Genomic DNA, 13,103 nt, shown 5'->3' on the forward strand with positions numbered 1-13,103 from the left:
TGCTCCTTTCTTCTATAACGCCATACTCAGTTGATTTGTCTTATTGGATTTTACTTTTTTACAATCTTCCAAATCATGGGAACTAGCCATTTCTTTGGATTTCAACAATCCATTTAATCTTTCCTTAGCTAATTCAAAAAATTCTTCATTGATTTCGGACCCATATGCTCTGCGCCCTAAATCGATAGCAGCATACATTGCGCTACATAATCCACCGAATGGCTCCCAAATTACATCACCTTTATCAGAAGAGCTTTCTATAATCAACTTCATCAACTTTAAAGGTTTTTGATTAGAGTGTGCAGCCTTTTTGCTTCCTGTCTTTCGTACCCTTTCTTCACCAGCAACCATGGGCTCGTCCCAAACATTTGTAACCCCAATTGGACAATAAAATTTGGGATGAATATCTACCCATTCTTGTTGTGTTAGTGACCGGTTTCCATCCAAGGAAAAATATGGCTTACCATCTGGGTTACCATGTTCGTTAGCATACTTCACAATTTTCTCGAACTGTTCAGGTGGTGGCGAATACCATAGATGGCACTGTGTAAAGTATTTTCGTGTTGCCGCATTTTTGACTCCACACGCCTCATTTGTTTTATAAAGGGGTAGCCCAGTCCTCTGCCATTCATCCCTAAGCCAAACCTTTTCTTCTACTTGTTGACCATTAACACAAAATCTTGGTTTTAGTATATATTGAACACAAACTTCTGTTACAATAGGAAACTTCGAAAGAGTTTTACTATTGCTATTACCAGCTATATAGCCTATTCCCTTATCCCAAATGTTAGTGCCATTATATTCCCAACCATACTTCTCTAATATTGGATGAACTAATGCCCATCCAATCTCTGTATTCCAAAACCATAAGGTTGCCCCTGGTTGTGCGTGTTTAGTCCATTCCTTAATATGTGGTTCATAAACTTCTGGCAAATCTTTTGGACTGCTCGTATCTCCCTTAAATCCATTAACACCATATGGACCATCCGAAATAATAGTATTAGCATTCGGCCAACTTTTATAATGATCCAACGAATCCCCAAAATATAAAACGGAGTGCTCATTATCATTACTTATACTAAACATCATTAACCACTCCTATATTTTTAAATATACGTATTTTATTTTAACACTCTTTAAATTCTTTGTCGCCGATTTGTTAAATTGGAATATTTTCATAACACAGGGAAACCTCTCCTTATTGGAATACCTTAAGAATAACTTGTTAACATATGACTCTCTTATTAATAATTATATAACGAACTAGTGTTCCCGTACATAAAAATATCCTATGAAAATGAAAATTATTAATAAATACATTTAACATCTCATTTCAGAGTTTTCTTTAGTTCTGCGAAGATTTCATAGGCTATTTTCTCAGCGATTTTAATGTCACTTTCGTACACTGTGATTAGCTTTTTTCTAAGATGAAATTCCATTGCTTAACCATTAAACATTCGCCTTTCTCCCAATCTTATAAGATGCTTTAGCTGTATCATACAGCTTCTTATTGTTCTTTTGCTTAGCTTGTTTCATGATGATTGATGCATACTCGAACAGTTTAATATCCAATCTTGTATCAGAAGTAAACATAACGAATATTACTGGAGCAAGAAAGACTGTTGGTTCCTTTAGCATCAGTCTCATCGCTTCTTCTGGAGTATACTTACCCTTTTGAGCATTCATAAGATATTCTCTAGACTTACTAAAAGGGTCAGACTCGGTTGAATCGTTTATTAGTTTAATCACGTCTTCTAGCATTCTACTTACCTCCAACTGCTCTAGCAATAATGTTCTGAATATCTTCATCATCTTCAATCGAATCAAAGTCCGTTTCGAACATATTCACATCATTGAGAACTGAGTCTGTTAATAGCTGTCTTGATGCTGGATCCAATTGCAATTCTTTTAACTGCTGTGCAAGAGTTCTCTGGGTCGTATTTCTCATAGGTACTAACGGACTTGCAATAACCTTCGTATTGCCTTGATTGTCTTTTCCAATAGTCGTTGTTCCAGTCTCTTGAAGATCTCTTTCAATCTCGCTTAGCAAGTCAATAGTATTAGCAATTGATACTAAGGAAAACGTGTCAATTTCTTTCAAGTGAATGTTCAAGGAAAGTTTCTCAAGGTTTGCAACTAGAAGATGATAGACAAGTTCGTTTCGTAAGTGGAAATGCTTTGGTGGGGACAAATCTACTGCTTTGAATTGTTCCTTCATTTTTTCTTTCTGCTGTTCGTTTTGTTTCTGTCTAAATGGGTTCGAATCTTTCTTAAGATGACTCGGTTTAATGTTCATATAATCATTCCTTTCTTCCATTTTCACTGGCCACTTCAAAATGTACAGTCGCTAAAAACACCCCCTCACCAGTTATTATGGTGGATTAGAGTTTTTTTTATTTCCGAGAGGCGGATACTTACATACTTATAACCAACCTCTCATATATCCATAACTAATCTCAGAACAACCAATTGATCTCAATGATAAGTTAACTCTATCTAGCATCTTAGTTCTCTCTATGTTCTTACCTTGATTGTTCATCTCTTCTAAGAAGTGCTTAACTAAGACTGATGCTGCTGCTAACTTAAATAAATCTTTATCCATACTATCTTTAAGATGATGTAAGTGTTGTAACTTCTCTTTCATATATCCTCATTCCTTTCATATAAAATAAGAACTAAGATGATTAACCTTAGCTCTTATCTTTGTTATGCTAACTCAGTTCCTACTGGTACTACTGTTAATGCTCCATTGCCTTGTAATGAAATAGACCATGTAGCTAGGTCATCATATGGAAACTCAAGTGGGCAGTCAGTTATAACGCAGTTGCCAAAATACTTCGAACCGTTAGGCATTTCCAAGTAAGCATCTACAGTGTTACCATTTATGAATTCTTCTTCTAATACACTGTAAGCTTCATCATCAGTAACGAATGCTCCATCACAATCAATCGAGAATTCCTTAAAACCCGGCAATGATTCTTTCCAGCCACCTTCAGAACTCTTACTTGTAGCATCAATAGTCTCAGCACTACGATTTAACGTAGCGTTCCTTTGCCCCGCGAGAACCATTGATGTTCCAGCTTTATGAATAAAAACTTTACATTTCATACCTTGAATTTTTCCCAATTTATATCATCCTTTTTCGTTTATTTGAAGTAAAAAAGAGACCAGAAAAATATCTGATCTCATAAAAAACTTGTGAGTAATTTCACATAAGGCGGTATATTACATTGCATCTACGTAACCTTTAGCAATTGCGCTAGGATTTGTTACCTGTCCATCGCCATAGAAGTCTGCTACGAATCCAACCGAACCACGTAAAACATGAACTGAATCATTTGTAATCTGTTGGATGTTAACTCCTTTTAAAACTCCTAAAGTATAAGCATCTTCAATGCTTCCGAACACTACTGGATATTGGCCAAGTTCATTTCCATCATCTAAAGCATTAGTAATTTCAATTGGAAAGCCAAACAGAGTTGGTGTAATTTTCCCATCAATGACCACGTTTTTAATGTGATATTCGTTATCATCGTTTCTAAGAGTAGACACTCTTTCAAAGAATGGTCTGCTCATATACCATGAACTATTAGAAAGAAAGTCTTCGTGTACTTTTGAGTATAGACCACGAAGCGAGAACAAATCTGCGTTACCATCATTAGCAAAACCAAAGTGTGTAACATTTTCATCATGAACAATTCCATTGAATCCATTAGTTCCATTTCCAGTGAAAATTGATTTTTCAATAGTTTTGACCACTCGTTTAGCAATCTTTTCTTTTGCATAACCTGATAAGTCTGCTCCAGAATCAAACATCAATTGCTTAGAGAAAGACATTGATAATCCGACACGTTTTTTCTTCAACGTTCCAAAGTTGTCTAATTTAAGACCAATTTCAGGAACTGAATCAAAATCACCTTCATCTACGAAAGCAGCATCTTCATGTTCTGTTTCAACAGCAACTTTCATTGTATGTCCAGTAAACGGAATCTTACGAGCTTTTAGATATGCACTTGATGTACTTTCTGCTTTTTCGATAATTTGTTTATCGACTTGTTCTCCTAGTATTGAACCGTTGTAGTCAGTTTTTTGCAAGTCACGTTCTTCAGTTTGTTTTGTCATTTTTAGTTCCTCCATTTGATTTTTTATATCTTCGAGCTCAGACTTAAGCCCTTCTAATTTTTGTTTTTCACGTTCTAAGGTAAATACAAATCCTTCGTTTTCTGGTGAAAGTTTTGACATTCTTTCAATGCTTCGTATTGTTCCTTCTGACTTTTGAATATCAAGCTTAAGACTTGCTTCACGAGTATCTAAAGGAATCTCACGTTCTTCAACTTTCTCTTCAACCTCTTTTTGAACATGAATCTCAGGTTCTTCAATCAATTCAATTGAACGTGCTGCTATTGTTGATTGAGAATAAGCAGGGTCCTTAACAACTGAAACTTCAAACAACTCAAGTTCTTCAATTGTTCGTTCGTACAAATTGGATTCAATAGATTTCCATGAATCTTTGATAGTACGGAATCCAAAACTCATATTTCTGAAGATTCCAGAGTTTATAAGTTCATAAGCATCTTTACCCCAACTTGTCGGAGTGATAGTTGCTTCCATGTAAAGACCCTGTTCATCTTCTTGTAGATTCAAACTTCCATTTCTAGTTGAAGATAGAATCTTATCTGCTTTGTGTTCTGACAAGAAATCTATATCTCGACCAGCTTGTTTAATTGCTCTAGCAAAAGCGCCTCTTGCAATCTTTTCTTTGAATCTCTTTGTAACTCCAAGTACTTGACTTAATTGCTCAGTCTTATTGACGTAACCAGAAACTTTTAATGTTCCATCTTCGTTACCAGTCAGCTGCGCTGAGTTTACTCGTAATTCCATTTCCATTGACTATCAACTTCCTTTCTTTTCTTCGAAGTACTCATTTTTGTACTTCTCAAGAATTTCTTTTGTTACAGAGTTTCCATTACAAGTTCGATCTTCAACTGTGTATAGAACTTTCCCATGGGAATCTACTAAATTGTAGATACGCCCGTTTTGAATCCATTCAGCTTTCTTAGTCATCTATTTCATCCTTTCAAAATTGCTTTTAAAGCAAATCTAAAAAATCGCAAAATAAAGAGTATGGCCGTATCTGAAGATACGACCGATCTCAACCATGAACCGTCGGAAGAATGGCCAAAGACTTCCGAACAAATAAAAAAAAGACGACCAAAAGGCCGTCTAAGGTGGTGATGATACAGTTGACAAGGCTGTATCAATAATAATGAATATGAAACTCTCGTGTCCTCAACTACAAGGAGGTTGTTGGCTGGAAATACCAACAACAAAATATATCATAATATAAGTTAATTTTAATTGGAGGTGAGAACTAACTATCTATCGAATCGTAGTATGACCTAGGAAACAATGATAATTAGCTCTCTTCAATCATGAATCAAAAACGATAAATCGCCTGGACAAAAAACTAAATCCTCAGAAGCGAGAGTAAGTGTTTCCGCACCTCTCTCTTAATATTTATATAAACCAAGTACCTAACATTTTAGCTTTTTAAGCAATATTTTTAAAACTTTTTTAATTCTTTTTCGCTTCCATAAACTCTTCATACTTAGCAACTGGAACGAAGTAATAAAGACCATGATACAGCTTTCCAGTAGAGAAATATCTGTATGCTGTTTGACCTGTCATCTTTCTACCAACATTATTTTTAACCCATTCAGCAACTAGACTTTTAGCTTCAACTCTAGCAATGATATTTAACTCTTTATCTAATATATAAACAGCTTGAGCATGGGGTTGTGGAATTAACCACCGTTTAACCCCATTAAAAGCAAAAGAAAATACATCTCCAGACCATAACTGTTGTCTTCGCCATTCCATGCCACTTCGTTCATTTTCGATAGTTTTGACTTGCTTTTTTATTTGCTCAGTAATTGGATGGTTCATATTATATCAGCACTCCTTGTTGTTTAGCAATCTTGTTATAAAACTGTTTCATAAGATTCAAAACCACAATATACTCTTCTTTATCTTTATCAAGATTATCTTCAAAAATCTTTTTCATTAAGTCTACTTCTTCCATAACAAGACCTTTTTCAAAAATCCTGTCACGATTAGTCATTTGTTCAGAATCACATAGATCGGCTATTATCCAACTGTCTTTCTGTCTTTGTTCAATTTGTTCGTCCAAGCTTTGATGTTTATTGATTATTGCCATGATTTTTCCTCCATTCATTTTCATTCCAGTCAGGGAATAGTTCTTTCCTGAACTTGATTATCCATCTCAACTTTTGAGATTCTTTCATTTTCTTCCTGTGTTCTTCAGACTTTGGAATGCCTTTGTTTCTTGATATACCTTTATTTGATTCAGAAATTACTTTTCCACTTTTCAAACCAATTTCAAAGGCATGTAAGAGATTTCTCGACCTAGTAACTATTTCTAAGTTGGAAACATGATTATTAAGTTTGTTTCCGTCAATATGATTGACTGTGTAATTTTTTGGAATAGGGCCCAGAAAAGCTTGTGCTACTAATCTATGAACTAGACCGTTTAACGTTTGAACATATCCACAATTGTTAATAGAAGTTGTGGCTATTCTTTCTTTTCCGGTCTTGTGATAGTCCATATTGATTACATTTCCATGGTCACTGACTTTTAATGTTCTCCCTTTGTATTTAATGACTTTCCATTTTTCCATATCTCTTTTCCTCCGTTTTGTTTACTTCAATTATTGATGAAACAACTGGGTTATCGGGAATTTTTTCTTTCAGATACTTATATATGAAACCTCTCATAATTGCTGACTTGTTTAGATTGTTTAATTTGCAATAATCGTCGAATTCTTTAAACAAGAATTCAGGTATAGTAAAAGATGTTGCTTTAGTTCTCATTTTCAATTTGATCTCCTCCGTAATATTAAATTTAATTAATATATTTATATCTCGTATATTTAATTCGTAAATGAGATTTGGAAACTTTTTGGAAAAGAAATAAAAAAAATAACCAGCTCTTCAGCCAGTTATCAATTAATCTATTGTAATAAAAACGAAGTGTAACGAAGTTTTTATTGCAATATATATATTTATTTATTTATTATTTAATTATTTAGTGTATCAGTTTGGACCATTTGGAGCCTTTTTGAAATATCAGAATGGAGCGAAATGAACCATTTTGATATTTGGTAAAAAAGATAAAAAAAATAGAGCTAAGAAACTAGTTCTTAGCGCATATCATAATCTTTCAAGATTTCATATTCTGTTGTGAGTTCTTTCAGATTATTACCTTTGTCAGTAATCTTTATCCAACCTTTTTCAACCAATGAATCAATAGCTTTAGTAAGGTAATTCAAATTCTTAACTCCACTGTAATGAGCAATATTATTTCGCCCCATACGAATACGTTTTATTTTCTTCTGCTTATAAATTGTAGAATTCTTTGTGAATCCAAACAGAATAAGGAAAACTCGAATTTCATTAGTTTCAAGTGCAAGTAATTCATCTATCTCAAATTCATATAAGAACGAAAAGTTAATCAAGTCGTATGGAAACTGAACAACAAAACTTTCATTAGCAGAATATTCAGCTGGAATAAAATCGATTGCTAAATGATTTTCCATGCATTCATCAATCATTTTATAAACTGTTGAACGAGCGACTTTCCGGCTTGTGTTACTTGCTTCAGCTAATTGTTTGATAGTAAACGTTGAACGTCTATTTCCATTCATAAGTTTTAACATTCCTAATACCACTTTACTGTCATAATTCTTTACTAACGCTTTTCCGTAATAGAATTTATAATCATTAATATAAGCTGTCATATCAATTCCTCCATTTGATAGATTTCACACACAATACACTTGTATCTGTAAAATGAAATACGTAAATCAAACAGAGCAAACTTTTATAAACTTTTTTGAAGGGTTACAAAAGTAGGTACACTGCTAATATTAAGAATGAACCTTATTTTGTAACCTTTTTACTTAATGCAATCAAGCTTCGCTTGATTCATGGTCAAGAGCAAAGCTCTTGAACCATATTATAAAATGGTAATTTTATTATAAAAACGGAGTTTATAAGATTCTTCGTTATTTTCATTCTGACCTTATTATCTAATCATCTGGACTGAAAATACCAAAGAATACCCAATTTGGAGTCATACGAGGACTTCTGAGGAGTTTGTACCTATAATCCTATTAACTAGTCTAATAAAGTCCAATAGGAGCCAACGTATGAACTCTGAAGGTTATTCTGTTAGGTTAATAGAGAAAAGATGGTTATATGTCTTTTTGTGGAATAAAAGACAAAAGACCGAGCATTTAGCTCGATCTTCAAACAGCACAGAACCACAAATTTATAGATTCTTTCTAAAAGCCAGAAGCAGATGCTATACTACTTGAATATAAACTTCTTCTGCTTTCCTCAAGCTTTTTTTGGAGTTTTTCCTTTGAATGCTTAATCATTTCTTCGTCATACTTCTTATTATCAGTATAAGGTAAGTCTCCTCCAATTACCTCGATAGACAAATTATTAGTTTCGATTATATTACTTTCAATTGCAATATTGGCTCCAAAGCCATGAACAGATTTTTTGGTAATTTTAGGGCAAATTAAATTACATACTAAACGACCTGTTTGTAACGGATAGTATAGATTCTTAAAAGTCTCAGAAATCTTCTCTTTAACAAACATATCTTTTAAAGTTACTACTTCCTCATTATAAGCTACATTGAAACCTTTTACTGTCACTTTTCCATTCTCGTCATGAGAGAAACCTTCTACGACTGTTCCAATTTCAAGAATTGCCATATCATCAATGCCTCTAGAAAGCCTAGTAAAGAAGTTCCCTTTTATTTCATTATATTCTTTAAGTTCATTATTTCTATTTTCATATTGGACAAATTTTAGCGAACCAGTCACTTTTATAGTGTCTGCATGTTCTTCCCCGTGCTCCTCGACAGACTTATACTCATTGAATACAGCTTGTATTCCTTTGAAGGTTCTTGCTGAACGTTGAGTATTCATAGTAAAAACTTTTACTAAAAAATCATGAATAACGTTGTCAATTTTTGAAGTAATTATTACTGAACCAGAAATGTATTCGTCACCGTTCATGGAAGTTCTTTGTTCTAAATCTTTGGATCTTAATGTACCGATAATCTCCAGTTTGTTAGGTAGTTGAGTTAAATTTTTCATGATATAACGCCTCCGTAATTTGTTTTTATTTTACGGAGTCTGTATATCGCATGTAGGGAAAATGTAAAGCAGATTTGAAAAATTATTCATCATCGTACTCAAGGTCAGCAATTTTAATATCCGACTTATTGTAGTATTCATCGTAAAGCAAGCTAAGCAACTTCCATCTTTCTTCATTCTCAAGATTCTTAATAATTGATAGTACTTCTTCTGCTTTCATTTACCTTCCCCCTAAAATGGCAGTTCTTCATCAGTTATATCAAGACTTACAAGCCCAGCCTTCGAATCTTCAATTGGAGAGTTGAGCCAATCGTAATAAGGTATGTCTGTGCCTTTCAGTCTTCCTCTCATTCGTTCATAAGGGTTTATAAGTCCATGCTTAACTTGACTCTTGTACAACGTGTTCTTAAGGCATGTTGCTAGGTATGCTGAAAAGTTTTCGATAGTATGTCTGACTTGCATTACTTCATCAACGACACGTAGACATACATCTTTACTTAGTCCTTTAGCACGATATTCATTGGTGAGTTTATATATGACTTCATCTTCGTATGTATCTTGAACTTGGATCTGAGTCAAATTTTTGGACACAAATAAGTTAACATTTTTTGAACACTTGCCTCAATTATAGTGGGTTGGCCATGACGCTTGACATGGAGCCTCTGCGGGCATATGTTCCCTGCCGAGAAGCCAGATGTCACAACATCGGCATCGCCAGACGAGGCTATCATGCCCGCCACTCCATGTAAAGCGGGTGCACAATCTCAAGTTAGAGATTAAGCGACATGCCGAATGCTGTACTCTACCTCTTGTGGTGTTCGATAGCCGATGCTGCTATGAATTCTTTTGCGATTGTACCAGCCTTCAATGTATTGAAATAGAGCCATTTTGGCTGAATTATAATCTAAGTATCTGACACGGTGGACTTCTTCTTTCTTTAAAATGGCATGAAATGATTCAATACAAGCATTATCGTATGGGCAACCTTTTTGACTGAATGACTGCTTCATGCCTCTTGATAGAACAATATTTGAGAACTCTTCACTTGTGTATTGAGATCCTAAATCCGTGTGGATAATGAGTCCTTCCTTCGGGTTTTGAGTTTCATATGCATTATCTAATGCATGAATCACCAAGTCTGTTGTCATTGTGCGTGAAAATGAATATCCAACAATCTTTTTAGAATGTAAATCCAGCACAGAAGCTAAATAGCACCAACCATCTCTAAGTGTATGGATATACGTAATATCTGCCACCCATTTCTCGTTAATGGTTGTAGTAGAAAAGTCCCTGTTTAATAGGTTATCACGTTCTTCCACCTTACATTTACTTGAATATGGGCGATATTTCTGCTGAATAATGGATCTGATACCTGCCTTAGTCATTAAACGCTGCACTCTTTTTAGGCTCACTAAATAACCTTCTTTTTGAAGGATCTTATGAATCTTTGGAGCCCCATAACGCTGTTTACTTTCTGCGTGAATTTCAATAATTCTTTTGGTTAGCTCTTTATTTTCACGTTCACGATTAGACTCAACAGCTTCAAAAGATTGATAATACGTACTCCTTGGGATTTCTAATACATCACATAGAGTTTGAACAGCATATTGATCCTTATGTTGTTCAATGATGGTGGATAGCTCAGTAATGCTTACTTTCTCGCGAATATGGCCATAGCCTTTTTTAAGATTTCGTTTTCCTCTTGAAGACCGCGCATCTGCTTTTTTAACTGGATGAAGTCATCCGTCGTAACAGAAGTCCCATCCTCCAAGTTCATAGGAGTGAACCTCTTAATCCATTTGTAAATGGTTACTTCAGATACGCCATATTCGCTACTTAAATCTTTTACTGCACTACCTGAGCTATAAAGATCAACCACCATTTTTTTGAATTCTTCATTAAATTTTTTGCTTACATTTTGGTTACCCATAAAGGACACATCCTTTCATTTACATTTTAGTCAAATATGGAAAAACTTAACTAAGATGTGTCCATGAAACTATACTAGCATCAACTCTTTCATTGTTGTTTTGTTTTAGATATAAATCAGCATTTTCTTCTTGAGTGTCTTTGTTACCAATGTTGTTAACAAATTCATGCTTTAAAGGTTTAGTTAAAGGTTTATTAGAGTCTTTGTTTAAAGCTTTGTTTAAAGCTATATTATGTGTATCAATCGGTGTTTCAGATAGTGTTTCATTCGGTGTATCATCTGGAGTTTCAACTGGTATTTCATTTGAATTTTCTAATGACTCAATGATAAAAATATTGGCTGACTGAGTTCTGTTTTTTCTTCTACCTTCGTTCACAGTTAAGACTTTAAGTTCCTCTAGCAACTGGAAGAATCTTATTACTGTGGAACGACTAATTGTCATTTTGAACCGGTTCTGAAACATTTCTCGAAAGCTGTTATTAGAAACAGAGAATACACCTTGTCCATTAATTGCAAGGTCTGCTGTAAGGTATATCATTCTAATTTGTTTATCTGTCCATTCCCATAGTTCCGAAACCTTCATAATGAATTGATCTTTTTCGTAAGTACCTTTTGAATATTTTACAAGCTCCTCTGATTTAGCATTTAACAACATTAGACATCCTCCTTGATATACAAGGAAAAGTATCTTATAATGAACATAAGAAAAATTCCTTGTGGGATTTTGAGAACCTTGTTCTAGAGTGCCAGCTCTATAATGAACAGGGTTTTTATTTATGATTATATTTTAACACTTTACAGTACTAAAGTACATATTAGTAGGCAAAAATTGTCAGATTTTTAGACGATTTATCGAACTATATTTCTTAGCCATTTCTTCTAGGTCTGCTCCCCACAATGCAACATACTTTTTGGTAACAGTAAGGTCTGAATGGCCTAATAAAGCAGCTAATGAAAATGCATCCATTCCAGACATTATCGATCGTTTCGCATATGTATGTCTGAACACATGAGGGCTTAGTTGCTTTTTAAATTTCAAAGCCTCCTTATACTTCTCAAATCTTGTTTGAACGCTTCTTCTGCGTAAAGGCTCATTATCATTGTTTACGAACAAAAACTTGTGATGGAGTTCTCCTCGTAGTTTGATGTACCTTGAAATAGCATCTTGAGTTTTGGCAGTAGGATAGACCGTTCTTTCTTTTAAGTTCTTGGTATTTCTAATAATGACCTTACTTCCTCTTACATCATATGTTTTAATTCCAACACATTCTGATAGTCTTATGCCAGTATCAATCATTAACATGAAAATTGCATAGTCTCTGTATCCAACAAAACTCTTCTGATTCTTAATGTGTCTTGCAACCTGTACAATTTCATCGTCCTCTAATGTTTCCATTATCTTTTGTCTGTCTCTGAGTTGTTTGATGTTCTTGGTGGGGTTCTTGGAGTATAAGAGCTTGTTCTTTTCTAAGTAGTTAAAGAAGGCTTTAATTGCTCGAAGTCTAGTATTGATACTTACAACTCTGATTTTGTCTTTAAGATGAAGTATTAGAGTTTCAATATCTTCCTGGTCAAGTTCAACAACTTCTTTATTGATACCTATCTCAACTAAACAAGTCTTAGTTGCTGCTAATTCATTATTGTAGTATTTGATTGTAGAGGGTCTGAGGTTTCTTAGATGACAGTCTCTTATAAACTTTTTGAACGCTTCTTCATCGGTGATCTTTGCATTAATTATTTTCAATTCATCATCAGTAAGCTTTCCTCTTCTTGCCATAGTATCTCCCCCAAGCATAAGATTCGAAGCACACGATTTTAGCGAATTTCAGTCTGTCGGATAAAACAAAAAAGACTCCCAACATGAACTGTTGAAAGTCTTTATTTATAAGGCTTTTTGCCTTAAGTCTGATACCGGTGGTCGGGGTCGAACCGACACTCCAGAAGGAACACGATTTTGAGTCGTGCGCGTCTGCCAATTCCGC

At 34.4% G+C, this 13,103-nt stretch carries 17 protein-coding genes and 1 tRNA gene (1 of these 18 only partly in view); all 18 read right to left on the reverse strand.

The window, feature by feature from the left end:
• Positions 1–12: 12 nt before the first annotated feature.
• The gene (locus A6754_RS18095) at positions 13–1,086 is read right to left on the reverse strand and encodes a DNA methyltransferase (RefSeq protein WP_066449112.1); all 1,074 of its coding nucleotides are present in this window, start codon (positions 1,084–1,086) and stop codon (positions 13–15) included.
• A 363-nt stretch (positions 1,087–1,449) separates the two neighbouring features.
• Positions 1,450–1,761 carry a hypothetical protein gene (locus A6754_RS18100; RefSeq protein ID WP_066449113.1) on the reverse strand — a complete coding sequence of 104 codons (312 nt, stop codon included), beginning with the start codon at positions 1,759–1,761 and terminating at the stop codon, positions 1,450–1,452.
• A gap of 1 nt (position 1,762) precedes the next feature.
• A complete protein-coding gene (locus A6754_RS18105; RefSeq protein ID WP_066449114.1) occupies positions 1,763–2,317 on the reverse strand; it encodes a P27 family phage terminase small subunit in 555 nt (184 codons plus the stop codon).
• 105 nt (positions 2,318–2,422) lie between these two features.
• Entirely contained in the window at positions 2,423–2,644 is a 222-nt protein-coding gene (locus A6754_RS18110; RefSeq protein ID WP_066449115.1) for a hypothetical protein, read from the reverse strand.
• A 62-nt stretch (positions 2,645–2,706) separates the two neighbouring features.
• Positions 2,707–3,126: a phage major tail protein, TP901-1 family gene (locus A6754_RS18115; protein WP_082851735.1), complete on the reverse strand. Its 420-nt coding sequence runs from the start codon at positions 3,124–3,126 to the stop codon at positions 2,707–2,709.
• 99 nt (positions 3,127–3,225) lie between these two features.
• Positions 3,226–4,887: a phage major capsid protein gene (locus tag A6754_RS18120; protein ID WP_066449118.1), complete on the reverse strand. Its 1,662-nt coding sequence runs from the start codon at positions 4,885–4,887 to the stop codon at positions 3,226–3,228.
• A 6-nt stretch (positions 4,888–4,893) separates the two neighbouring features.
• Positions 4,894–5,064, reverse strand: coding sequence for a hypothetical protein (locus A6754_RS22845; RefSeq protein ID WP_156495819.1), 171 nt, complete (start codon positions 5,062–5,064; stop codon positions 4,894–4,896).
• A 510-nt stretch (positions 5,065–5,574) separates the two neighbouring features.
• On the reverse strand, positions 5,575–5,946 hold the full coding sequence (locus A6754_RS18125) for a hypothetical protein (RefSeq protein ID WP_066449120.1): 372 nt from the start codon (positions 5,944–5,946) through the stop codon (positions 5,575–5,577).
• A gap of 1 nt (position 5,947) precedes the next feature.
• On the reverse strand, positions 5,948–6,217 hold the full coding sequence (locus A6754_RS18130) for a hypothetical protein (protein ID WP_066449121.1): 270 nt from the start codon (positions 6,215–6,217) through the stop codon (positions 5,948–5,950).
• Positions 6,201–6,698: an HNH endonuclease signature motif containing protein gene (locus A6754_RS18135; RefSeq protein ID WP_066449129.1), complete on the reverse strand. Its 498-nt coding sequence runs from the start codon at positions 6,696–6,698 to the stop codon at positions 6,201–6,203. The genes A6754_RS18130 and A6754_RS18135 overlap by 17 nt, the downstream gene beginning before the upstream one ends.
• Positions 6,676–6,897 (reverse strand): hypothetical protein, encoded by a 222-nt coding sequence (locus A6754_RS18140; RefSeq protein ID WP_156495820.1) that lies wholly within the window; start codon positions 6,895–6,897, stop codon positions 6,676–6,678. The genes A6754_RS18135 and A6754_RS18140 overlap by 23 nt, the downstream gene beginning before the upstream one ends.
• 323 nt (positions 6,898–7,220) lie before the next feature.
• Positions 7,221–7,817: a hypothetical protein gene (locus A6754_RS18145; protein WP_066449135.1), complete on the reverse strand. Its 597-nt coding sequence runs from the start codon at positions 7,815–7,817 to the stop codon at positions 7,221–7,223.
• Between the two features lie 546 nt (positions 7,818–8,363).
• Positions 8,364–9,191, reverse strand: a complete 828-nt coding sequence (locus A6754_RS18150; RefSeq protein ID WP_066449138.1) for a YorF family protein — start codon at positions 9,189–9,191, stop codon at positions 8,364–8,366.
• A gap of 82 nt (positions 9,192–9,273) precedes the next feature.
• Positions 9,274–9,411, reverse strand: a complete 138-nt coding sequence (locus A6754_RS23060) for a hypothetical protein (RefSeq protein ID WP_180320246.1) — start codon at positions 9,409–9,411, stop codon at positions 9,274–9,276.
• Between the two features lie 556 nt (positions 9,412–9,967).
• Positions 9,968–11,121, reverse strand: a protein-coding gene (locus tag A6754_RS22510; protein WP_371806967.1) for an IS3 family transposase whose coding sequence is annotated in 2 segments (ribosomal slippage) — positions 9,968–10,869 and positions 10,869–11,121 — 1,155 coding nt in all. Because the reading frame shifts where the segments join, the coding sequence is not laid out codon by codon here.
• Positions 11,122–11,167: 46 nt separating this feature from the next.
• Positions 11,168–11,776: a hypothetical protein gene (locus tag A6754_RS18170; RefSeq protein ID WP_066449145.1), complete on the reverse strand. Its 609-nt coding sequence runs from the start codon at positions 11,774–11,776 to the stop codon at positions 11,168–11,170.
• A gap of 177 nt (positions 11,777–11,953) precedes the next feature.
• On the reverse strand, positions 11,954–12,898 hold the full coding sequence (locus tag A6754_RS18175) for a tyrosine-type recombinase/integrase (protein ID WP_066449149.1): 945 nt from the start codon (positions 12,896–12,898) through the stop codon (positions 11,954–11,956).
• A gap of 132 nt (positions 12,899–13,030) precedes the next feature.
• Positions 13,031–13,103: transfer RNA gene (locus A6754_RS18180), tRNA-Leu, on the reverse strand (it continues 9 nt past the right edge of the window).

Origin of the sequence: Cytobacillus gottheilii (assembly GCF_001636345.1) — a bacterium.
Lineage (GTDB): Bacteria > Bacillota > Bacilli > Bacillales > Cytobacillaceae > Cytobacillus > Cytobacillus gottheilii.